Genomic DNA, 21,435 nt, shown 5'->3' with positions numbered 1-21,435 from the left:
CAAGGCCCCTCCCACAGATTGTGACCCAACAACAGGCGGGGGTTATTCGATTCCCAGCATGCTGCGCGCCAGCCCTTCGGCGATCCGGATGCCGTCCACGCCTGCCGACAGGATGCCACCGGCATAACCGGCGCCTTCGCCTGCCGGGTACAGACCTTTAACGTTGAGGCTCTGCATGTCCGCGCCACGTGTGATGCGCAGTGGGGCGGAGGTGCGGGTTTCGATGCCTGTCAGGATCGCGTCATGCTGGGCAAAGCCTTTGATCTGCTTGTCGAACGCAGGCAATGCTTCGCGAATGGCTTCGATGGCATAAGCGGGCAGGGCGTCGGCCAGGTCCATCAGCTTCACGCCCGGCTTGTAGGACGGCTCGACGCTGCCCAGCTCAGTGGAAGCCTTGCCGGCGATGAAGTCGCCGACCAGTTGCGCAGGTGCTTCGTAGGTGCCGCCTCCCATCACGAAAGCATGGGATTCCAGGCGTTCCTGCAGCTCGATCCCGGCCAGCGGGCTGCCCGGATAATCTTCAGGCGTAATGCCGACCACGATGCCCGAGTTGGCGTTGCGCTCGTTGCGCGAGTACTGGCTCATGCCGTTGGTGACCACGCGGTTTGGCTCGGAAGTCGCAGCAACCACGGTGCCACCCGGGCACATGCAGAAGCTGTAGACCGAACGACCGTTGCTGGCGTGGTGCACCAGCTTGTAGTCGGCAGCGCCCAGTTTCGGGTGACCGGCGTATTTGCCCAGGCGAGCCCGGTCGATCAGCGATTGCGGGTGCTCGATACGGAAACCTACCGAGAACGGCTTGGCTTCCATGTACACGCCCCGGCTGTGCAGCATGCGGAACGTGTCGCGGGCGCTGTGGCCCAGAGCCAGGATCACATGGCGCGACTCGATACGCTCGCCGCCGTCCAGTTCTACACCGTGCAACTGGCCATCTTCGATCAACAGATCGGTGACACGCTGCTGGAAGCGCACTTCACCGCCCAGCGCTTCGATCTGCTGACGCATGTTTTCAACGACGCCCGTCAGACGGAAGGTGCCGATGTGCGGTTTGCTGACGTAGAGGATTTCTTCCGGGGCACCGGCTTTCACGAACTCGTGCAAAACCTTGCGACCATGGAATTTCGGGTCCTTGATCTGGCTGTAGAGCTTGCCGTCGGAAAAGGTCCCGGCACCGCCCTCGCCAAACTGCACGTTGGATTCGGGGTTGAGGATATTCTTGCGCCACAGGCCCCAGGTGTCCTTGGTGCGCTGGCGAACTTCCTTGCCGCGTTCGAGAATGATCGGCTTGAAACCCATCTGGGCCAGCAGCAACCCTGCGAAAATCCCGCAGGGGCCGAAGCCGACCACGATCGGGCGCTCTTTGAGATCCGCAGGAGCATGGCCCACGACTTTGTAGCTGACATCCGGCGCCGGGCCGACATGGCGGTCATTGGCCAGTTTGCGCAGCAGGGCTTCTTCGTCGCGAACCTGGAAGTCGATGGTGTAGATGAAGAACAGCTCGGAGGACTTCTTGCGCGCATCGTAGCTGCGCTTGAACAGGGTGAAGTCCAGCAGTTCGCTGCTGTCGATACCCAGGTGCTGCAACAGGGCAGCGCGCAGGTCTTCGTCCGGGTGATCGATCGGCAGCTTGAGTTCGGTGATTCGTAACATTAAGGGGTCCAGTTTTCGGGCCGCAGGTTCAGCCCGACAGCACTACAAGAACCGGCGATTATAAGCCCTGAACCCCTGTCACGGCGAGTCGACGCATCAATCGTTGCGCGAACCACCGTAATAGCCGCAGCCACGCTGGGTCTGGCCGTTGACGCGCAACTCGGCGGTCAGGTGCTGTACCGATCCATTGACACTGTCGACGCAACGCTGCGGGGTGACCCACAGTTCGATACGTTGATTGTTGGCTTCGGTGCTGACGCTGAAGCTGCCGTCGGGCAGTTGTTCTTCAAGATAAGGGAAAGCCAGCGCTTCCTGACCTTCACGCTCCAGAACCATGCCCTTGCCACCGACATTGACGTTCCATGCAGGCTTGTTGCCGCTGGCGTGCAGGGTCAGGCGCTTGAAGTTGAGGTCTTCGCAGGACTGGTCGGGACGTTCGACGCGATAGAACTGATACAGGTCCACTTGCCCGTCACTGTTGACGGCCTTGCTGGCAACGAAGTTGCCTCGCAGATCGGCAAACACCTGGCCCTTGCTGTCGGCCAGCGAAGCGGCTTCCTGAAGGATGCCGGTATTACCGCGATCCTTGACCAGGTAGCGGCGTTGCTCATGGCAGGGCTTGAACAGCAGTTGTCCGTTTTCCCCGATCAGGTCGCCTTGCATGCGGATCATGCCGGCGGTAGACACCTTGGTCGCATCCTGCGATTTGCCCAGCGGAAGACCGAGCATCTGGCACCCGGCGAACAGTGGCAAGAGAGCGAATACAAAGGCGGAACGAACAGCGGACATGAGGAGGCCTCCAGATAAGTGCCGCCACGTTACTCAGCCTGCCGCTTCATCACAAGGGGCGTTAGCAGGCGAAGGTCATAAATCATTTTGTGGGAGGCAGCTTGCTGGCGACTTCTGCGTACAGACGCAGAATATCTGCCGTTTTTCAGGCCCTTTTCGCCAGCAAGCTGCCTCCCACAGGTTTGTTCATGACCCATGCCCAGCGGTCAACCGCCCAGATAGGCATCCCGTACTTTCGGGTCCACCAGCAGTTCTTCACCCGAGCCCTGCATCACCACGCGACCGTTCTCCAGTACATAAGCGCGGTCGGCGATTTTCAGGGCCTGGTTGGCGTTCTGCTCCACCAGGAACACGGTTACGCCATCACGACGCAGTTGTTCGACGATCTCGAAAATCTGCTGAATGATGATCGGTGCCAGACCCAGCGAAGGCTCATCCAGCAACAGCAGCTTGGGCTTGCTCATCAGCGCACGGCCGATGGCGAGCATCTGCTGTTCGCCGCCGGACATGGTGCCGCCGCGCTGAGTGAAGCGTTCCTTGAGGCGAGGGAACAGGTGCAGGACCTTGTCCATCTGCTCCTGATAGTCGCCTTTCTCAGTGAAGAAGCCGCCCATGGCCAGGTTCTCTTCGACTGTCAGGCGGGCGAACACGCGGCGGCCTTCCGGCACGACCGCGATGCTCTTGCGCATGATGACCGACGACTCCAGACCCACCAGTTCCTCGCCCATGTAGCGAATGCTGCCGCTATGGGCGCGAGGTGATCCGCACAACGTCATCAACAGCGTGGACTTGCCCGCGCCGTTGGCACCGATCAGGGTGACGATCTCGCCCTTGCGGACTTCGACGTTGACGTCGTGCAGCGCCTGGATCTTGCCGTAGAAGGTGGAAACGTTTTCAAACTGCAGCATTTACGCTTCCCCCAGGTAGGCTTTGATCACTTCAGGATTGTCGCGGATCTCTTGCGGTGTGCCGTCGGCCAGAGGCGTGCCCTGGTTGATCACCACGATATGGTCGGAAATGCTCATGACCAGTTTCATGTCGTGCTCGATCAGCAGGACCGTGGCGTTGTGATCGTTGCGCAGCACGCCGATCAGCGCCTTGAGGTCTTCTGTTTCCTTGGGGTTCAGGCCGGCTGCCGGTTCGTCGAGCATCAGGATGCGCGGACGGGTCATCATGCAGCGGGCGATTTCCAGGCGGCGTTGCTGACCGTAGGCCAGGGTGCCGGCCGCCCGGTTGGCGAACTCCTTGAGATTCACGGCTTCCAGCCAGTGCTCGGCATAGTCCATGGCCTCGCGCTCGCTTCTGCGGAACGCCGGGGTCTTGAACAGGCCGGACAGGAAGTTGGTGTTCAGGTGCCGATGCTGGGCGACCAGCAGGTTTTCCACGGCGGTCATTTCCTTGAACAGACGCACGTTCTGGAAGGTCCGGACCACGCCTTTGCGGGCGATCTCGTGGCCGGCAAGGCCCTGGATCGGCTCGCCATCGAGCAGGATAGTGCCCGCCGTCGGTTTGTAGAAACCGGTCAGGCAGTTGAAGACCGTGGTCTTGCCGGCGCCGTTGGGGCCGATCATCGACACGACTTGTTTCTCATTGACGGTCAGGCCAACGCCGTTGACGGCCAGCAGGCCACCAAAGCGCATGCTCAGACCCGATGCTTGCAGTAATGGACGGCTCATTTACGCAGCTCCATGTGAGGGCGCTGCATAGGCAGGAAACCTTGAGGACGCCAGATCATCATCAGCACCATCATGGCGCCGAACATCAACATGCGGTATTCGCTGAATTCACGCATCAACTCGGGCAGCAGGATCATCACGATGGCAGCGAGGATGACACCAAGCTGCGAGCCCATGCCGCCCAGGACGACGATGGCCAGGATGATTGCCGACTCGATGAAGGTGAAGGACTCCGGCGTCACCAGACCCTGGCGGGCGGCGAAGAAGCTACCGGCGAAACCTGCGAACGCAGCGCCCAGGGTGAAAGCCGACAACTTGATGATGGTCGGATTCAGACCCAGTGCACGACAGGCGATTTCGTCTTCACGCAGCGCTTCCCAGGCACGCCCGATAGGCATGCGCAGCAGGCGGTTGATGACGAACAACGCGGCCAGAGCCAGCAGCAGGGCGACCAGATAGAGGAAGATCACCTTGTTGATCGAGTTGTAGGTCAGGCCGAAGAACTCGTGGAAGGTCTGCATGCCTTCAGCGGCCTTGCGCTCGAACGTCAGGCCGAAAAACGTCGGTTTTTCGATGTTGCTGATGCCGTTCGGGCCACCGGTGAACTCGGTCATGTTGCGCAGCAGCAGACGAATGATTTCACCGAAGCCCAGGGTCACGATGGCCAGATAGTCACCGCGCAGGCGCAATACCGGGAACCCCAGCAGGAAACCGAACAGCGCAGCCATCAACCCGGCAATCGGCAGGCAGATCCAGAAACCCAGGCCGAAGTAGTGGGAGAGCATGGCGTAGCTGTAGGCGCCGACGGCATAGAAACCGACATAACCCAGGTCCAGCAGGCCGGCCAGACCGACCACGATGTTCAGGCCCAGGCCCAGCATCACGTAGATCAGGATCAGTGTCGCGATGTCCACCGCGCCACGGGAGCCGAAGAACGGCCAGACCAGAGCAACCATGACCAGTGCCAGGATGAACCAGCGCTGGGTGCTCGGCAGGGTCAGGAAGTTGCTGGCCCTGGACGGTACGCTCGGCAGGCTCGGCGACGCGCGCCAGGCAGCGGATATCTGCTCATGGAACAGTACGCGCACGAACATCAGTGCGGCGCAGCTCAGGATGATTGCAACGGTGGTGCTGCTGGCGCCAATGACCGTCAGGTTTACCCCGACGATTTCCAGCTTGAGGCCCAGCACCGGATAGGCGACAGCCAGCACCAGCAAGGCGCTGAAAAACGCCGACTTGAGATTCTTGGTCATACTTTTTCAACCTCCGGACGGCCAAGCAGGCCGGTCGGCCGGAACAACAGCACCAATACGAGAAGACTGAACGCAACGACATCCTTGTACTGGTCGCCGAATACGTCGGCACCGAATGCCTCGGCTATACCCAGTACCAGACCACCCAGCATGGCGCCGGGGATACTGCCGATACCGCCAAGTACCGCCGCGGTAAACGCCTTGATACCGACCAGGAAGCCCGCGTTGGGGTTGATCACGCCGTATTGCATGCTCAGCAGCACGGCAGCAATGGCGGCCAGGGCTGCACCGATGACGAACGTCAGGGCAATGATGTTGTTGGTGTTGATACCCAGCAGGTTGGCCATCTTGATGTCTTCGGCACAGGCGCGGCACGCACGGCCCAGGCGAGAGCGGGAGATGAACCAGGTCAGGCCGAGCATCGCAACCACGGTCACGATGAAGATCAGCACCTGCATGTACGAGATCACGACTTCATGGGTGCTGGCAGAGCCGAACACGAAGTTGCCGGGAATCAGGTTGGGGATCGACTTGTCCTTGGAATCCTGGGAAAGCAGCACGGTGTTCTGCAGGAATAGAGACATGCCGATGGCAGAAATCAGAGGGATCAGTCGGTTGCTGCCGCGCAATGGCCGGTAGGCCACACGTTCGATCGCATAACCATAGGCACTGGTCACGACGATACTGGCGGCGAAGGCTGCGGTAATCAGCAGTGGCAAGCTGCCAAGGCCCATCATCGTCAGGCCCGCGATGGCGATGAACGCCACATAGGAACCGATCATGTATACCTCGCCATGGGCGAAGTTGATCATGCCGATGATGCCGTAGACCATGGTGTAACCGATGGCAATCAAGGCATAGGTGCTGCCAATGGTCATGCCATTAACCAGCTGTTGGAAAAAGTGATAGATGTCTATCTCGGGCATTACAGCGCTCCTAAAAACCTGCTCTGTGTTTCACTGGTTGAGTCTTTACCGGCTGCTCGTCGTGCTCTGAGGCCTCGTTTGATGCAGCTGGGTCTGTTGCCGTTTCAGCACGAGCCGTGCGCAAGCGACAGCAGACCCTCGTGAATCACGGGTAACGGTTTCAAGATATTCAGGGACGTCAGGATCCTGTGGGGTCCATGCGCCTCGCAAAACAAAGCCCACTGAGGTAGCAGTGGGCTCTGGTGTCGATCAAGGGCGCGTGATTACTTCACGGGCGCCTCGGTCTTGGTGCCGTCTTTGTGCCAGGTGTAAACCACGAACTTGAAGTCCTTCAGGTCGCCCTTGGCATCGAATGCCAGGTCGCCGGTCGGCGTCTTGAAGGTGTTGGCACGCAGGGCGGCAGCGACCTTGTCGGTGTCTTCGCTCTTGGCGATCTTGATTGCGTCGGCAATCACGGTCACGGCCGAGTAGGACGGGAACACGAACGGACCGCTCGGGTCTTCTTTCTTCGCCTTGAAGGCTTCAACCAGCGCCTTGTTGGCCGGATCCTGGTCGAAGGAAGCTGGCAGGGTGACCAGCAGGCCTTCGGACGCATCCTGGGCAATCTGCGAGATCGAAGCGTTACCCACGCCTTCTGGACCCATGAAGCCGGCTTTCAGGCCTTTTTCCTGAGACTGACGCAGGATCAGGCCCAGTTCAGGGTGGTAGCCGCCGTAGTAGACGAAGTCGACGTTGGCTTGCTTCATCTTGGCGATCAGCGAGGAGAAGTCCTTGTCGCCAGCATTGATACCTTCGAACAGGGCAACCTTGACGCCGTCCTTTTCTAGGGTCTGCTTGACGGCAGTGGCGATGCCTTCACCGTACTGCTGCTTGTCGTGGATGACGGCAACGACTTTTGGTTTGACCTGCTTGGCAATGTAGTCGCCTGCGGCCGGGCCCTGGGCGCTGTCCAGGCCGATGGTGCGGAACACCAGCTTGTAGCCACGGGAAGTGATGTCCGGGCTGGTAGCTGCCGGGGTCACCATGATGATGCCTTCGTCTTCGTAGACGTCCGAAGCCGGTTGAGCCGAGCTGGAGCACAGGTGGCCGATGACGAACTTCACGCCGTCGTTGACGATCTTGTTGGCCACGGCAACGGCTTGTTTCGGGTCGCAGGCGTCGTCGTATTCGACAGCTTCGAGCTTCTTGCCATCAACGCCGCCCTTGGCGTTGAGCTGTTCGATGGCCATTTTCGCACCGCTGAACTGCATGTCGCCGTACTGGGCGACTGCGCCGGTCTTTGGACCCGCGATGCCGATCTTGATGGTATCTGCTGCGAACGAATGGCTGGCAACTCCCGCCATAACCAATGCGGCAAACAGCTTCGAAAGCTTCTTGGTACCCTTAGTCATGATGCTCCACTCTTGCGTTGTAGTTTTTATAATCCTGATGGCTAAAGCTGCAGGATCGGATGTGATAACCGATCGCCTCCCCACTCTGCCAACTGTACCGGAACAGTTTAGAGTGCTGGTTGATGGCTTGAAAAGCTGGGCGCAGGGAGGGAAATCGATTGATGTCGCTTAATCGAAAGAAAGTTACATAATTCAACCAATTAAGCCCATGAATACGACCCCCATTTCATGGACTCCTGAATAACTTTCCGATGATCGATTGAGGCGCATTCGGGTTTGTCTGCGGAAAAGGCGGCGTTATCATTGCGCCGATTTTTCTTTTGGTGAAACCCATGACGCAAGAACCTAGCACCCTCTATGCCAAACTGCTTGGCGAAACCGCTTCGATTACCTGGAAAGAATTGCAACCATTCTTTGCCAAGGGTGCCCTGTTGTGGGTCGAGGAACCGCTGGATCTGATCGAAGTTGCCGAGGCCATGGCCGAAAATGACGCCAGCAAGGTTTCCGCCTGGCTGGCCAGCGGACAGGTCGGCAAGGTGTCTGAGTCAAAGGCGATGGAGCTGGTTGAAAGCGATCCGCTGCTGTGGGCAGTGGTGGTCTCGCCCTGGGTCCTGATCCAGAACAGGGCGCGAGCCTGACATTTGCACTGTAATGGCGCGCCCCGAAGGGCGCGTCTTCACCGGCATCCTGTCTTTCAATCCGACCATCTGGAGCGTTTGGTGCGGCTGGCGCTGCGAATGGCCTGGTGTTCACTGCCCGGGAGTTCACTGAAAAGATCGAGTGAACGTGGGGTTTCGGTGTCCAGATCCTTGCCGTCAAGCATCCCGGAGTTTGGTAACAGGCTGACGGGGTCGCGCTCGTTCATCTGTTTGAGCAATGGCAGCAGGCGTTCCAGAGGTTGCGGCTTGCTGAACAGATAGCCTTGCACATAATCGCAGCTGTACTGGCTGAGGAACTCCAGTTGCGCTGGCGTTTCCACGCCTTCTGTCACGACCTTCAGGCGCAAGGTGTGAGCCATGACGATAATCGCCTGAACAATCTCCATGTCCTGTGGCGACTTGGGAATGTCGATGATGAAGGAACGGTCGATCTTCAGGGTATCCAGCGGCAGTCGCTTGAGATAGGCCAGTGATGAATAGCCGGTGCCGAAGTCGTCGATGGAAAGCGAGACACCCAGGCTGCGAATTTGCTTGAGCATCACGATGGTGTTGCTGATATTCCCCATCAGGGCGTTCTCGGTCACCTCCAGTTCCAGACGCCCCGGGGCCACATTGGCCTCGCTCAATGCATGCTCGACCTCATGGACCAGTTCATCCCTGGCCAGATTGAGCGCCGAGCAGTTCACCGCAATGATCATCTTGTCGAACCCGTCCAGGCGCAGGGCGCCCAGATCCTTGCAGGCGCGGCGCAATACCCAGTTGTCCAGTTCGGCGATCAGCCCGTTGGCTTCGGCGATGCCGATGAAACGGTCGGGTATCAGCAGGCCATGTTGCGGGTGATGCCAGCGCACCAGTGCCTCTAGCTTGGCGACATGACCGGTCCGCAGGTCGACGATGGGCTGGTAGTAGACCTGCAGGCCCGTTTCTTCGCGCAGGGCGTTGCGCAGCTCTTCTTCCAGATGCAGCTCCAGGCTGGCCTTGGTCTTGAGGGCCGGGCTGAAGAAGTTGACCCGGTTGCGGCCGTTGCCCTTGGATTGGTACAGCGCCAGATCCGCGTGCTTGAGCAGTTCGTCGCAGGTTGCACCGTCACGGGGAAAGACCGCGATGCCGATACTGGTGGTCATCACCATGCGCCGGCCCGCGAGGGCGATGGTTTCCTTCATTTTCTGCATGACCCGATAAGCCAGGTGCCGCGCCTCTTCGTAGTCGGGAATGCTGAGCAGGATGCAGAACTCGTCGCCACCGAAACGGGCCACCACATCCTGAATCCGCGTTGCGCTGCGGATTCGTTCGGCAATCACCTTGAGCAGCTCGTCCCCGGCGTCGTGGCCCAGGCTGTCGTTGATGCGCTTGAAGTGGTCGATGTCCAGAAACATCACCGCCAGCATGCCTTTGCTGACGCTGTGCTCCAGCAGTTTCTCCCCGAATATCTGGTTGAAACCGCGTCGGTTGATCAGGTTGGTCAGCGGGTCGTAGTGCGCAACCTGCTGCAGGGACACACGGGCCTGATCCAGTTGGCTGAGCAAGGCGTTGACCCGTTGCAGGTCGTGCTCCTTGCTTTGCAGCTTCTTGTCGGCCATCGCCGCGCTGATGCTCCCGGCGATGATCAGCAAGGTGATGATGGCGATGGTCAGCCCCAGTTGCTGGCTGTTTTCGGTGTTGGGGATCTGTAGTTGCGCTTCCAGAGGCAGAAGCAGTTGCAGGGCCTCCATTCCCATCAGGTGCATGGTCAGCAGGCCTGCGCCCAGCAGCAGGCTGAGGCCGTACTTGAACATCTGGTGAAACATTCCGCTGTGATGACGCAAATGCCTGGAAAGGGTCAGCAATGCCACGCTGGCCAGGATGGCAACCAGAATCGACAGGGCAAACATGTTCGGCTCGTAATACTGGATGGCATCGGAGCGCATGGCCGCCATGCCGACGTAATGCATGATGCTGATGGCCAGCCCCATGATCACGGACGTGATCAGGCAACGCTTGATGGTCAGGGTTTCCATGCTCAGCGCCTTGACGGCGAGCAGCCCGGCAGCCAGCACGATCAGCAGGGACGAGATGGTAATGGTCAGGTCATAGCTGATTTTCAGTGGTGCCTGAAAAGCCAGCATGCTGATGAAATGCATGGCCCAGATGCCGCCCGCCAGACATAGCGCGGCCAAGGCCTTCCAGACGCGGCGGCTTTTGCTCGCCTCGACCTGAATGACCCTATCCGTGATGTCCAGCGTTGCAAAACAGGCTGCGCAGGCGACCCCGTAGGCCAGCGCTACCAGAAACAAGTTATGACTACAGTTGATCAGTAATTGCCCGTTTGCCGGAAAACCGACAAACATATTCAAACCGAGCCATTCCATAGCGAGCCCTATTGTTCACTGCCAGGGTTCACCAAGGCTTCAGGCTATGTACGTAAAGTGGCTGCGCATCGCTCATGCTGCGTTTTCACCTTGCCTGAGCATTGCTCTCCGACTTTTCGCACAACGTCTCAGCCTGGCGAATAGACATGAGTATAGAAGCTGAAAAAATCCTGCCAGGGTCAACACTCAAAAAAATGGAATTGCCTCAATAACCAATGGTTATAAAAACCTGTGCTCCAGCATTTGAGGTCTTTTACGAATGTTTACAGTCGGTTTGTCAGCAGGGCTCTAGAGTAGGAAGAAAAAAGGGATGGATGCCTCATGAACAACCCCCCGACCGACAGCTCTGTCCAGGCTTCCAATGCCTGGCGCGTTTTGTTTCTGCTGTTTCTGGCCAACCTGTTCAACTTCTTTGATCGAGCGATTCCGGCGATCATCACCGAGCCCATTCGCAAGGAATGGCACCTGAGCGACTTTCAGCTCGGGCTTCTGGGCACGGCATTTACTCTTGTCTATGCGATTGCAGGCTTGCCTCTCGGGCGTATGGCCGATACCGGCTCACGCAAGAAACTGATGGGCTGGGGGCTTGCCGTCTGGAGCGGGCTGACGGCGGTCAACGGCATGGCCAACAGCTTCTGGACATTCCTGCTGGTGCGCATGGGTGTCGGGATCGGTGAGGCCAGTTATGCACCGGCGGCCAACTCATTGATCGGTGATCTGTTCCCGGCCCATCGTCGCTCGCGAGCCATCGGCATTTTCATGCTGGGCCTGCCGCTGGGGCTTTTGCTGGCGTTCTTCACCATCGGTGCGATGGTCAAGGCGTTCGACAGCTGGCGGGCACCGTTCTTTATCGCGGCGGTTCCCGGCCTGATTCTGGCGGTGTTCATCTTCTTTATCCGTGAGCCCAAGCGTGGCGCTGCCGAAAGTGTGCAGATGTCCGAAGAGAAGATCGAAAAGCCGGTTCGCCGGGTGCTGTCGATCCCGACCTTTTGCTGGCTGGTGCTGGCGGGGCTGACCTTCAACTTTGCAACCTATGCCTGCAACTCGTTCATGGTGCCGATGCTGCAACGCTATTTTCAGGTGTCTCTGCAGGAAGCGGCTGTGGCGACCGGGGTCATCGTCGGGCTCACCGGGCTGATCGGCCTGACCCTGGGCGGCCTGATCGCGGACAAGCTGCACCAGCGCTCACCCAATGGGCGGCTGTGGTTTGCGGCGTTCAGCATGCTGGTCGCCACCCTGGCGACGGGTTATGCCTTGCACGCGGGAAGGGTGGAGATCGGGGTGTTTGTGGCAGTGTTCAGCGTCGGCTGGCTGTTTGCCTATAACTTTTATACCTGCGTCTACACCGCCATTCAGGACGTGGTGGAGCCGCGTCTGCGGGCGACGGCCATGGCGTTGTTCTTTGCCGGGTTGTATCTGCTGGGCGGCGGGCTTGGGCCGGTGGTGGTCGGCTGGTTATCCGATCACTATGCCCATGAAGCGATGACGCTGGCGGGGGCGGTGCAGATGGATGAAAGCTTCAAGGCTACAGGTTTGCATGATGCGATGTACCTGATCCCGGTGACTCTGGGCATGACCCTGGCGTTTCTGCTGCTGGCCTCGCGTTGCTTCACGAGAGATGCCAAGCGGATGACGGACAGGATGCTGAATCCTGGGTAGGTGTAACGTCGAGGAAGGTTGTCGGGCCTCAATCCGTGGGAGGGGCCTTGGCCGCGACGACCTGCTGACAGGCTACACATTTTTCAGCACTTTCAACTGGCTGTCGCGGCCAAGGCCCCTCCCACAAGAGACAGGCATGCCTTAACTGATTGGCCGTGACCTTCGCGAATGAATTCGCTTGTGTCTTTGATCAGGGTAATGTCTGGGGTGAGAGGGGTGGATGGCAAGCTGACCATTCGCGGTGCCCAGAGCACGTGTGGGAGCCAAGCTGCCATCCACTCTTCCCGCTTTGGCTCAAAGCTCGAACAGTTGACTGAGTCCGACCTCGAACAACAAGCGTGAGCCAGGCCAAAGCGCCTCTCACTCTTTATCCTAGAGGTTTTACTCATGTCCGCCTATGCCGGAATTGATGTTTCCAAGGCCACGCTGCAGGTTGCACTGTTTCCCAAAGCAGATGATCTCTGCGTGCCTAACACCGAAGAAGGTCTCGCCAGCATCGCTGAGTACCTCAGCGCCCATCAGGTTGAACGTGTTCTTGTTGAGGCCACCGGGGGTTACGAGAGACTGTCGGTAAAGCTGCTGGCTAATGCCGGGTTCAAGGTCCAGCGTATCAACCCTGTCCGCTCACGCCAGTTCGCGCTGGCCATGGGCAAGCGCGCCAAGACGGACCCGATCGACGCGCAAATGCTGGCCATGTTCGCCTCCAGCCTGGAGGAAAAGGGTTTCGCCAAGCCTGACGAGGAACGCGAAGTCCTGCTTGAACTGGTCAACTTGCGTAGCAACCTGCTTCAACAACGCGATGACAACCGGCGCCGTATCAAACAGGCCGTACTGCCCTGCGTGGTGGAAATCTACCTCGCGTTGGAGGCCAGCCTTAAAGTGCAGATCAAGTCGGTGGATCAGCTTGTCGCTGCACAAACCCGCCGGGTCGACTCAGAACTGCTGCAACGGCTAGAGGCTGTAAAGGGCGTGGGGGCCGTGACAATCGCCAGCCTCTTCTGCTACCTGCCCGAGCTGGGCGACCTGAGCCGTGGACAAATCGCTGCCTTGGCCGGCGTGGCGCCGTACAACAACGACAGCGGTACCAAGACCGGTAAGCGGCAGATCTACGGTGGGCGGTCGAAACTACGCCGTGCGGCCTACATGTGTGCGCTGGGGATGGTGCGCTACAACTCCGATTTCAAGGAGCGTTATGCGAGGCTGCGTGCCAAAGGCAAGTGCGCGAAAGTGGCCCTGGTGGCCTGCATGCGGGTGTTGCTGATTCGCCTGAACGCCATGGCGCGCGACGGAACACCATGGCGTGATCAGGTGGTTTGAATGGGGGGCGGGCGTTGCCCGCCATCGCGGAATCTATCCGCGATGACATCATGAAAATGCCCGTTCATCGGGGAGCGATGAAAGACAGTTGGCTCCCACGGGGGTGGGAGCGAATTTATTCGCGAACAGGTTATCAGCCAGCCACCAGCACCCGGATCGCTTCCAGGCGCAGCGCTGCTTTTTCGAGCATGGCCAGGCCTTGTTCGCGTTGGGTGCGCAGGGCGACCAGTTCGCTGTCGCGAACGGTCGGGTTGACGGCTTGCAGGGCAGTCAGGCGTGCAAGTTCCTCTTCGGTATCGGCTGCCAGACGACGTTGTGCCTCGGCCACGCGCTCGGCGTGTTTCGGGGCAATTCGTTCTTCACCGGCATTGATCTTGGGCGTCAGCACATCGCGCTGTGCCTGGATGAACTTGTTGGCGCTGGCGCGTGGCACGCTTTCCAGTTGATCGTTCAGGGTGCTGAACGAAACCCGGCTGGCCAGATCATTGCCGTTTGCATCCAGCAGGCAGCGCAGTGCAGCAGGCGGCAGGTAGCGGCCCAGTTGCAGGGAGCGCGGCGCGACCACTTCGCTGACGTAGATCAGCTCCAGCAGCACGGTGCCCGGCTTGAGCGCCTTGTTCTTGATCAGCGCCACCGAGGTGTTGCCCATGGAGCCGGACAGCACCAGATCCATGCCGCCCTGAACCATCGGGTGTTCCCAGGTAATGAACTGCATGTCTTCGCGAGACAGCGCCTGGTTGCGGTCGTAAGTGATGGTCACGCCTTCGTCGTCACCCAGCGGGAAGCTGGCGTCGAGCATTTTTTCGCTCGGCTTGAGGATCAGAGCGTTTTCCGAATGGTCTTCGCTGTCGATGCCAAAGGCGTCGAACAGGGTTTCCATGTAGATCGGCAGGGTGAACTGATCGTCCTGCTCCAGAATCGCTTCCACCAGCGCTTCACCTTCGCCAGCGCCGCCGGAGTTGAGTTCCAGCAGGCGGTCACGGCCGGTATGCAGTTCGCTTTCCAGACGCTCGCGCTCGGTGCGGGCTTCGTCGATCAGGCTCTGCCATTCATCGTCGTCACCGCTTTCCAGCAGCGGTAGCAGGCGCGGGCCGAACTGGTGTTGCAGGGCGTTGCCGGTCGGGCAGGTATTGAGGAACGCATTGAGCGCCTCGTGATACCACTGGAACAGACGCGCTTGCGGGCTGGTTTCCAGGAACGGCACGTGCAGTTCGATGGTGTGCTTCTGGCCGATACGGTCCAGACGACCGATACGCTGCTCCAGCAGGTCCGGGTGCGCTGGCAGATCGAACAGCACCAGATGGTGGGAGAACTGGAAGTTGCGGCCTTCACTGCCGATTTCCGAACAGATCAGAACCTGTGCGCCGAATTCTTCATCGGCAAAATAGGCCGCTGCGCGGTCGCGCTCCAGAATGTTCATGCCTTCGTGGAACACGGTGGCCGGGATACCGGAACGCACGCGCAGCGCGTCTTCCAGGTCCATGGCGGTTTCGGCATGGGCGCAGATGACCAGCACCTTGACGCGCTTGAGCATCTTGAGGGTGTCGATCAGCCAGTCGACCCGTGGATCGAAGCGCCACCAGCGTTCTTCTTCGGTGATCTCCGGCTGCGACTGGAAGCTGACTTCCGGGTACAGGTCGGCATGCTCGCCCAGTGGCAGTTCCAGGTATTCGGCAGGGCAGGGCAGCGGATACTGATGCAGCTTACGCTCAGGGAAGCCCTGAACGGCAGCGCGGGTATTACGGAAAAGCACGCGGCCGGTGCCATGGCGATCCAGCAGCTCGCGGATCAGGCGCGCCTTGGCTTCTTCATCGCCAGCGTTCACGGCGCTCAGCAGGCTTTCACCTTCGGCGCCCAGGAAACCATGAATGGTCTGGTGTGCCTTGTCCGACAGCTTGCCCTTGTCCAGCAGTTCCTGAACGGCTTCGGCGACCGGACGATAGTTTTCGCTTTCGGCGCGGAAGGCCTGCAGATCGTGGAAGCGGTTCGGGTCCAGCAGGCGCAGGCGGGCAAAGTGGCTGTCCTGGCCCAGTTGCTCAGGGGTTGCGGTCAGCAGCAGGACGCCGGGAATGACTTCGGCCAGTTGCTCGACCAGCGAGTATTCGGGGCTGACCTTTTCTTCGTGCCAGACCAGGTGGTGGGCTTCGTCGACCACCATCAGGTCCCAGCCTGCGGCAAACAGGGCATCCTGGGCTTTTTCGTCCTCGACCAGCCACTCCAGGGCGACCAGCGCCAGCTGAGTGTCCTCGAACGGGTTACCGGCATCGCTCTCGATGAAACGCTCGGAGTCGAACAGGGCGACCTGCAGGTTGAAGCGACGACGCATTTCAACCAGCCACTGGTGCTGAAGGTTTTCCGGGACCAGGATCAGGATGCGGCTGGCGCGGCCGGAAAGCAGCTGGCGATGGATCACCAGACCTGCTTCGATGGTTTTACCCAGGCCTACTTCGTCTGCCAGCAGAACCCGTGGCGCGATGCGGTCAGCGACTTCACGGGCAATGTGCAACTGGTGAGCGATAGGCTGGGCACGCACGCCGCCCAGACCCCAAAGAGACGACTGCAACTGACGGCTGGTGTGCTCAAGGGTGTTGTAACGCAGGGAGAACCACGCCAGCGGGTCGATCTGACCGGCGAACAGGCGGTCGGTGGCCAGACGGAACTGAATGAAGTTCGATAGCTGGGTTTCCGGAAGGGTGACGGCTTCGTTCTGTGCGTTGAGGCCGTGGTAGACCAGCAGCCCGTCGACATCCTCGACTTCGCGCACGGTCATCTTCCAGTTCTCGAAGTGCGTGATCACATCGCCCGGCGAAAAACGTACCCGGGTCAATGGGGCATTACGCAGTGCGTATTGACGCGTGTCGCCAGTGGCCGGATAGAGCACGGTCAATAAGCGGCCATCCTGTGCCAGAACGGTGCCCAAACCCAGCTCGGCTTCGCTGTCGCTAATCCAGCGTTGCCCCGGTTGATACTGCTGCGCCATGCTGCCTGACTCCCGCTTTGAAAAAGCCGACTATGTTAACGGAACACGCCCTGAAGCCAAAGGCGGTAGTGAAAAAACACCTGTTATCGGCATCAATCATGACAAATACGCCCTTTCGGGCACTTATTACGCCAAACATAGTCGAAAAGTTTTCCCGAAAGGCGTTCAAGTCGACGGAATGGCAGCCGAAAGCCCAATAACAGGAGACAAAAATCATGCTGCAACCGACGCTTCCGCTGAGTGTGGTACCCGTGACGTCGCAACTGGACCCGGCCAAGCGCATGCCGGACATACCACCTGTCGCACCGGTGCAACCGAGCTCCAGTGAAACCAATATCGATCTTCGCCATGAAGATACCGAGCGAAGCGCCTTGATGCTGCGTGAAGAGCAACAGCGCCAGCAACAACAGCGTCAGCATCATGAAGAAGAAGGCGAGCACATCGAGCAGTTTGCCGTTCCCGGCACTTCTCTGAATGCCGACAACACCGTGCCTGTGGTTCCGCTGATCGACAATGAGCCGCGTCAAGGCCTGTGGGTAGATGTCGAGGTGTGATGTGCGATGCATCCTCGCTGGTCATCGCCGCTGCGATTGAGCATTATTGCTCCTGATATCGAGTGTCCGAGAGCTGCAGTCATGAGCGAAGATGAAAAGCTGATCGATCTGGGCGCCGAGCGCGCCAGGCGTGTTCACGATCTGAACGACAAGCGCCTTAATGAAGTACGCAATGCCTTTGAACAGGCGATGCCACTCAGTGGCAAGAAAAAGTCCGGCAAGAAACCGAAAAAGCGCTGATACCTGCTGTTCCACACCCCGTTTCAGATCCGTTGACCCGGATCGGTTGTTCCCACGCTCTTCGGGACAACTGATCTGGGTCAATTTTTTTGCGCGCCGTTGTGGTTAATCTAGCTCCATCGAACGGGCAGAGCAGGAGGCGAAGTTATGTTTCTGGACAATGTGGTTGTCGCAGGTGTCGTCACCGTCGGCCTGATGCTTGTTTTCTTCGCAGGCTTCGGACTTTTCATCTGGAAGGACTCGCAAAAGCGCAAGTGAGGCTCAGGCCTTCCATCACAAGAGCACGCAAGGCATTTAGGGCGACTTCGGTCGCCCATTTTTTTGCCTGCCCTATGCAATCTCACTGGCCAAGTGGGAGCGAATTCATTCGCGAAAGGCCCCCATTCACTCAAATCAACCGAAAGTGATTTCCGGCAGCACGGTCAGGTCAACGGTCTGCTGCTTGCGAGGTGCAAGGATTTCCGCTTCGCCATCCACCACCAGCTCATCGTTCTGGTTGAATACGCGGGTCGCGATGCGCACGCGGAATTTCGGCAGTTTTTCCAGGATCTCCAGGCGTACGGTCAGGGTGTCGCCCAGTTTCACCGGCTTCTGGAAGCTCATCTGCTGACCGATATAGATAGTGCCCGGCCCAGGCAGCTCGCAGGCCACTGCCGCACTGATCAACGCACCACTGAACATGCCATGAGCGATACGCTCCTTGAACATGGTCTTTGAAGCATATTCGGCGTCCAGATGGACCGGGTTGTGATCGCCCGACATCGCGGCGAACAGCTGAATATCACGTTCTTCCACCGTTTTGCTGTAACTGGCGGTCTGGCCGACTTCAAGTGCTTCGTAAGGTGTGTTGGTGACCTGGGTCATGTGGCTGTCCTGAAAATGGATATTTTTAAACCGGGAGGAATCATTCGGCCCGGTGCGGACGTGGTTGTTCGAGTGAGCGCAGCAGCCAGTCGATCAAATCACGGGTAACGTCATCGCGATTGGTTTCATTGAGCAGTTCATGTCGCGCCTCGGGGTAGATCTCAAGTTGCACGACTTGATGACCTGCCTTTCCCAATGCATGAGCAAGATCTTTCAGACGCTTCCCATCGCTCACCGGATCACATTCGCCGCCAATTATCAGCAACGGCAGGCCCGGGTCGATCTGTTTCAGGTTGGACGGCTTGCTGATTTTCTGCAGCCCGCCGAGCAGATCGAACCATAACTGATTGGTGCAACGAAAACCGCAAAGAGGATCGAAGAGGTACTTGTCGACTTCCTCCTGGTCGCGGCTGAGCCAGTCGAAGCGTGTGCGTGCCGGTTTGAATGCCTTGTTGAACGAGCCGAACGACAGCCATTCGATCAGGGCGCTACGCCCTCTGGGACCCTGGCGCCAGCGCTCCAGGCGTGCAATCTGGCGAGCGCTGCGATAGAGCGAAACCGGCTGGAAATTCGAACCACTGAGAATCGCGCCTTGCAGGCTGGCGCCGTGGTGCATCAGATACGCCTGGGCAATGTAGCTGCCCATGCTGTGGCCCAGCAGGAACAGCGGCAGGCCGGGATGTTTCTGGCCGATGGTCTGGCTCAGGGTTGCCAGGTCGCCCACCACTTTGCTCCAGCCGTCCTCGTCTGCGAAGTGACCCAGCTCCCCGTGGGCGGCCGTCAGCCCGTGTCCGCGCTGATCATGGGCATACAACGCGATGCCAGCCGCATTCAGGGCCATGCCCAGCCTTTCATAACGACCACCGTGTTCTGCCATGCCGTGCGAGAGCATCACGACGGCTTTTGGCGTATCGGTCGGCAGCCAGGCATTGACATGCAGGCGGGTGTTATCACTGGCATCGAGCCAGAAGGCTTCGTGGTTCATGTTTGTTTCCCGAGTCTGGATCGATGCCCGAATGAGGTGTTCATTGAGTGTATCGCCGATGACGACTTCAGGTTGCCCGACTGCAAGATTCATGGTCGCCAGCAGTGGGTATTGGAGAGGGGAATAGTGGTTGCCCATGCATGGACGGAGCGTTTAGAAGAAGCCATTGAAGGATGTGGGGCGGGGCGTTTGGTCCCGTGTTTTCAGTTACATTCGTAACAAATAGAATCATTGCTCTAAAAGTGACGTTTTGCTATTCAAGAGTCATGAATGTGACTGGTGAGGGCTTTTTTGCCTCTAGGCGGCCTCTGGCAAAGCTGCTAATCTCGGCCCGCTTTCTGCCAGTCATTCAGCGGAAAAAGCGGGAACTGCATAATTCCAAAACACAAAAAAAATCATCGCGTACAGCGATGTGAAGAATTCGCTATCGCTACGGAGCTGGCTTGCATGATCGAGAACTTCTGGAAGGATAAATACCCGTCCGGTATCGCTACCGACATCGATCCTGATGAGTACCCCAACATCCAGGCCGTATTGAAGCAGTCTTGTGAGCGCTTCGCCAATAAACCGGCTTTCAGCAATCTGGGCAAGACCATCACCTACGGTGAGCTGTACGAACTCTCGGGTGCTTTCGCTGCCTGGCTTCAACAGCATACCGACCTGCAGCCGGGCGATCGCATCGCGGTCCAGTTGCCCAACGTCCTGCAATATCCTGTAGCAGTATTTGGCGCCATGCGTGCCGGTCTGATCGTGGTCAACACCAACCCGCTTTACACCGTGCGGGAAATGGAACACCAGTTCAATGACTCCGGTGCCAAGGCGCTGGTCTGTCTGGCGAACATGGCGCATCTGGCCGAGAAGGTCGTGCCCAAGACCCAGGTCAAGCATGTCATTGTCACCGAAGTGGCCGACCTGCTGCCGCCGCTCAAGCGACTGCTGATCAACAGCGTCATCAAATACGTGAAAAAGATGGTGCCGGCTTATCACCTGCCCCACGCCATCAAGTTCAATGACGTGCTGAGCAAGGGCCGTGGCCAGCCTGTCAAGGAAGCCTCGCCTGCGAACTCCGATGTCGCGGTGCTGCAATACACCGGCGGCACCACAGGTGTGGCCAAGGGCGCGATGCTCACCCACCGCAACCTGATCGCCAACATGCTGCAATGCAAGGCCCTGATGGGTTCCAACCTGCACGAAGGTTGCGAAATCCTCATCACGCCGCTGCCGCTGTATCACATCTACGCCTTCACCTTTCACTGCATGTCGATGATGCTCATCGGCAACCACAACATCCTGATCAGCAACCCTCGCGATCTGCCAGCGATGGTCAAGGAGTTGTCGAAGTGGAAGTTCAGCGGTTTCGTGGGGCTCAACACCCTGTTCGTCGCGCTGTGCAACAACCAGGAATTCCGCAATCTGGATTTCTCCAGCCTCAAGGTCACTCTGTCTGGCGGCATGGCGTTGCAACTGGCAGTGGCCGAGCGCTGGAAGGAAGTCACCAATTGCTCGATCTGTGAAGGTTACGGCATGACCGAAACCAGCCCGGTGGCGACGGTCAACCCCATCAGCAACATCCAGGTAGGCACCATCGGTATTCCAGTGCCATCGACCCTGTGCAAAGTCATCGACGATGCGGGCAACGAATTGCCACTGGGTGAAGTGGGCGAACTGTGCGTCAAGGGTCCTCAGGTCATGAAGGGCTACTGGCAGCGCCAGGAAGCCACTGACGAAATGCTCGATGCCGAAGGCTGGCTCAAGACCGGTGACATCGCCATCATCCAGCCCGATGGCTACATGCGTATCGTGGACCGCAAGAAGGACATGATTCTGATCTCGGGTTTCAACGTCTACCCCAATGAGCTGGAAGACGTGCTGGTAGGTTTGCCGGGTGTTCTGCAGTGCGCAGCCATCGGCATACCGGACGAGAAATCCGGTGAGTCGATCAAGGTCTTCGTGGTCGCCAAACCGGGCGTTACCCTCACCAAAGAGCAGGTCATGGAGCACATGCGCGCCAACCTTACAGGCTACAAGGTGCCGCGCAGCGTCGAGTTCCGCGATGTTCTGCCGACCACCAACGTCGGCAAGATCCTGCGCCGTGAACTGCGTGACGAAGAACTGAAAAAGCTGGGCGTCAAGAAGTAAGCCCG

Annotated in this window: 18 protein-coding genes; 7 read left to right on the top strand and 11 right to left on the bottom strand. The window is 58.7% G+C overall.

Translation table 11 applies throughout. The features are described 5' to 3' along the window. Positions 1–42 precede the first annotated feature (42 nt). The 7 genes from KQP88_RS18550 to KQP88_RS18520 form a co-directional block, all read right to left on the bottom strand. Positions 43–1,650, bottom strand: a complete 1,608-nt coding sequence (locus KQP88_RS18550) for an NAD(P)/FAD-dependent oxidoreductase (protein WP_200992717.1) — start codon at positions 1,648–1,650, stop codon at positions 43–45. A 96-nt stretch (positions 1,651–1,746) separates the two neighbouring features. Continuing rightward, positions 1,747–2,439 (bottom strand): COG3650 family protein, encoded by a 693-nt coding sequence (locus KQP88_RS18545; RefSeq protein ID WP_198727454.1) that lies wholly within the window; start codon positions 2,437–2,439, stop codon positions 1,747–1,749. A gap of 206 nt (positions 2,440–2,645) precedes the next feature. Continuing rightward, on the bottom strand, positions 2,646–3,347 hold the full coding sequence (locus tag KQP88_RS18540) for an ABC transporter ATP-binding protein (RefSeq protein ID WP_200992715.1): 702 nt from the start codon (positions 3,345–3,347) through the stop codon (positions 2,646–2,648). Next, positions 3,348–4,115: a high-affinity branched-chain amino acid ABC transporter ATP-binding protein LivG gene (gene livG / locus KQP88_RS18535; RefSeq protein WP_025261448.1), complete on the bottom strand. Its 768-nt coding sequence runs from the start codon at positions 4,113–4,115 to the stop codon at positions 3,348–3,350. After that, entirely contained in the window at positions 4,112–5,368 is a 1,257-nt protein-coding gene (locus KQP88_RS18530) for a high-affinity branched-chain amino acid ABC transporter permease LivM (protein WP_198727452.1), read from the bottom strand. Before KQP88_RS18530 ends, livG begins: the two co-directional genes overlap by 4 nt. Then, entirely contained in the window at positions 5,365–6,294 is a 930-nt protein-coding gene (livH, locus tag KQP88_RS18525) for a high-affinity branched-chain amino acid ABC transporter permease LivH (RefSeq protein WP_025261446.1), read from the bottom strand. Before livH ends, KQP88_RS18530 begins: the two co-directional genes overlap by 4 nt. A gap of 263 nt (positions 6,295–6,557) precedes the next feature. Continuing rightward, on the bottom strand, positions 6,558–7,685 hold the full coding sequence (locus KQP88_RS18520) for a branched-chain amino acid ABC transporter substrate-binding protein (RefSeq protein WP_216703856.1): 1,128 nt from the start codon (positions 7,683–7,685) through the stop codon (positions 6,558–6,560). 332 nt (positions 7,686–8,017) lie between these two features. On the opposite strand from KQP88_RS18520, the gene KQP88_RS18515 reads away from it, so the two are divergent. Next, positions 8,018–8,323 carry a DUF2288 domain-containing protein gene (locus tag KQP88_RS18515; RefSeq protein WP_216703855.1) on the top strand — a complete coding sequence of 102 codons (306 nt, stop codon included), beginning with the start codon at positions 8,018–8,020 and terminating at the stop codon, positions 8,321–8,323. 56 nt (positions 8,324–8,379) lie between these two features. On the opposite strand, the gene KQP88_RS18510 is transcribed toward KQP88_RS18515, so the two are convergent. Then, entirely contained in the window at positions 8,380–10,692 is a 2,313-nt protein-coding gene (locus KQP88_RS18510) for a putative bifunctional diguanylate cyclase/phosphodiesterase (RefSeq protein ID WP_216703854.1), read from the bottom strand. Between the two features lie 321 nt (positions 10,693–11,013). Here KQP88_RS18510 and KQP88_RS18505 point away from each other — a divergent pair, with 321 nt between their 5' ends. Together KQP88_RS18505 and KQP88_RS18500 are read left to right on the top strand one after the other, a co-directional pair. Continuing rightward, the gene (locus KQP88_RS18505; RefSeq protein WP_216703853.1) at positions 11,014–12,351 is read left to right on the top strand and encodes a spinster family MFS transporter; all 1,338 of its coding nucleotides are present in this window, start codon (positions 11,014–11,016) and stop codon (positions 12,349–12,351) included. Between the two features lie 387 nt (positions 12,352–12,738). Continuing rightward, positions 12,739–13,668: an IS110 family transposase gene (locus tag KQP88_RS18500; RefSeq protein ID WP_216703852.1), complete on the top strand. Its 930-nt coding sequence runs from the start codon at positions 12,739–12,741 to the stop codon at positions 13,666–13,668. A gap of 133 nt (positions 13,669–13,801) precedes the next feature. Here the strand turns inward: KQP88_RS18500 and rapA are convergent, their stop codons facing one another. Next, on the bottom strand, positions 13,802–16,648 hold the full coding sequence (rapA, locus tag KQP88_RS18495; RefSeq protein WP_216703851.1) for an RNA polymerase-associated protein RapA: 2,847 nt from the start codon (positions 16,646–16,648) through the stop codon (positions 13,802–13,804). Between the two features lie 215 nt (positions 16,649–16,863). On the opposite strand from rapA, the gene KQP88_RS18490 reads away from it, so the two are divergent. The 3 genes from KQP88_RS18490 (at position 16,864) to ccoM (ending at position 17,700) form a co-directional block, all read left to right on the top strand. Further along, the gene (locus tag KQP88_RS18490) at positions 16,864–17,202 is read left to right on the top strand and encodes an aspartate-semialdehyde dehydrogenase (RefSeq protein WP_200992708.1); all 339 of its coding nucleotides are present in this window, start codon (positions 16,864–16,866) and stop codon (positions 17,200–17,202) included. 81 nt (positions 17,203–17,283) lie between these two features. Beyond that, positions 17,284–17,442, top strand: coding sequence for a hypothetical protein (locus KQP88_RS18485; RefSeq protein WP_198727444.1), 159 nt, complete (start codon positions 17,284–17,286; stop codon positions 17,440–17,442). A gap of 147 nt (positions 17,443–17,589) precedes the next feature. Beyond that, positions 17,590–17,700 (top strand): cytochrome c oxidase subunit CcoM, encoded by a 111-nt coding sequence (gene ccoM, locus KQP88_RS25460; RefSeq protein ID WP_025261439.1) that lies wholly within the window; start codon positions 17,590–17,592, stop codon positions 17,698–17,700. Between the two features lie 135 nt (positions 17,701–17,835). Here ccoM and KQP88_RS18480 read toward each other — a convergent pair whose 3' ends face one another. Then, positions 17,836–18,306 carry a MaoC family dehydratase gene (locus KQP88_RS18480; protein WP_025261438.1) on the bottom strand — a complete coding sequence of 157 codons (471 nt, stop codon included), beginning with the start codon at positions 18,304–18,306 and terminating at the stop codon, positions 17,836–17,838. A 40-nt stretch (positions 18,307–18,346) separates the two neighbouring features. After that, the gene (locus tag KQP88_RS18475; RefSeq protein ID WP_216705994.1) at positions 18,347–19,291 is read right to left on the bottom strand and encodes an alpha/beta hydrolase; all 945 of its coding nucleotides are present in this window, start codon (positions 19,289–19,291) and stop codon (positions 18,347–18,349) included. 447 nt (positions 19,292–19,738) lie between these two features. Here KQP88_RS18475 and fadD1 point away from each other — a divergent pair, with 447 nt between their 5' ends. Continuing rightward, on the top strand, positions 19,739–21,430 hold the full coding sequence (fadD1, locus tag KQP88_RS18470) for a long-chain-fatty-acid--CoA ligase FadD1 (RefSeq protein ID WP_200992706.1): 1,692 nt from the start codon (positions 19,739–19,741) through the stop codon (positions 21,428–21,430). Positions 21,431–21,435: the final 5 nt, after the last annotated feature.

The sequence above is a fragment of the Pseudomonas lijiangensis genome (assembly GCF_018968705.1).
In the GTDB taxonomy this organism is placed as follows: domain Bacteria; phylum Pseudomonadota; class Gammaproteobacteria; order Pseudomonadales; family Pseudomonadaceae; genus Aquipseudomonas; species Aquipseudomonas lijiangensis.
Note: the sequence above shows the minus strand (reverse complement) of the source record. Positions and strands in the feature narration are given on the sequence as shown.

Coding starts and splice junctions, on each gene's coding strand:
- KQP88_RS18550 (WP_200992717.1), bottom strand. CDS start 1,650: ATGTTACGAATCACCGAACTCAAGCTGCCGATCGATCACCCGGACGAA.
- KQP88_RS18545 (WP_198727454.1), bottom strand. CDS start 2,439: ATGTCCGCTGTTCGTTCCGCCTTTGTATTCGCTCTCTTGCCACTGTTC.
- KQP88_RS18540 (WP_200992715.1), bottom strand. CDS start 3,347: ATGCTGCAGTTTGAAAACGTTTCCACCTTCTACGGCAAGATCCAGGCG.
- livG (WP_025261448.1), bottom strand. CDS start 4,115: ATGAGCCGTCCATTACTGCAAGCATCGGGTCTGAGCATGCGCTTTGGT.
- KQP88_RS18530 (WP_198727452.1), bottom strand. CDS start 5,368: ATGACCAAGAATCTCAAGTCGGCGTTTTTCAGCGCCTTGCTGGTGCTG.
- livH (WP_025261446.1), bottom strand. CDS start 6,294: ATGCCCGAGATAGACATCTATCACTTTTTCCAACAGCTGGTTAATGGC.
- KQP88_RS18520 (WP_216703856.1), bottom strand. CDS start 7,685: ATGACTAAGGGTACCAAGAAGCTTTCGAAGCTGTTTGCCGCATTGGTT.
- KQP88_RS18515 (WP_216703855.1), top strand. CDS start 8,018: ATGACGCAAGAACCTAGCACCCTCTATGCCAAACTGCTTGGCGAAACC.
- KQP88_RS18510 (WP_216703854.1), bottom strand. CDS start 10,692: ATGGAATGGCTCGGTTTGAATATGTTTGTCGGTTTTCCGGCAAACGGG.
- KQP88_RS18505 (WP_216703853.1), top strand. CDS start 11,014: ATGAACAACCCCCCGACCGACAGCTCTGTCCAGGCTTCCAATGCCTGG.
- KQP88_RS18500 (WP_216703852.1), top strand. CDS start 12,739: ATGTCCGCCTATGCCGGAATTGATGTTTCCAAGGCCACGCTGCAGGTT.
- rapA (WP_216703851.1), bottom strand. CDS start 16,648: ATGGCGCAGCAGTATCAACCGGGGCAACGCTGGATTAGCGACAGCGAA.
- KQP88_RS18490 (WP_200992708.1), top strand. CDS start 16,864: ATGCTGCAACCGACGCTTCCGCTGAGTGTGGTACCCGTGACGTCGCAA.
- KQP88_RS18485 (WP_198727444.1), top strand. CDS start 17,284: ATGAGCGAAGATGAAAAGCTGATCGATCTGGGCGCCGAGCGCGCCAGG.
- ccoM (WP_025261439.1), top strand. CDS start 17,590: ATGTTTCTGGACAATGTGGTTGTCGCAGGTGTCGTCACCGTCGGCCTG.
- KQP88_RS18480 (WP_025261438.1), bottom strand. CDS start 18,306: ATGACCCAGGTCACCAACACACCTTACGAAGCACTTGAAGTCGGCCAG.
- KQP88_RS18475 (WP_216705994.1), bottom strand. CDS start 19,291: ATGAACCACGAAGCCTTCTGGCTCGATGCCAGTGATAACACCCGCCTG.
- fadD1 (WP_200992706.1), top strand. CDS start 19,739: ATGATCGAGAACTTCTGGAAGGATAAATACCCGTCCGGTATCGCTACC.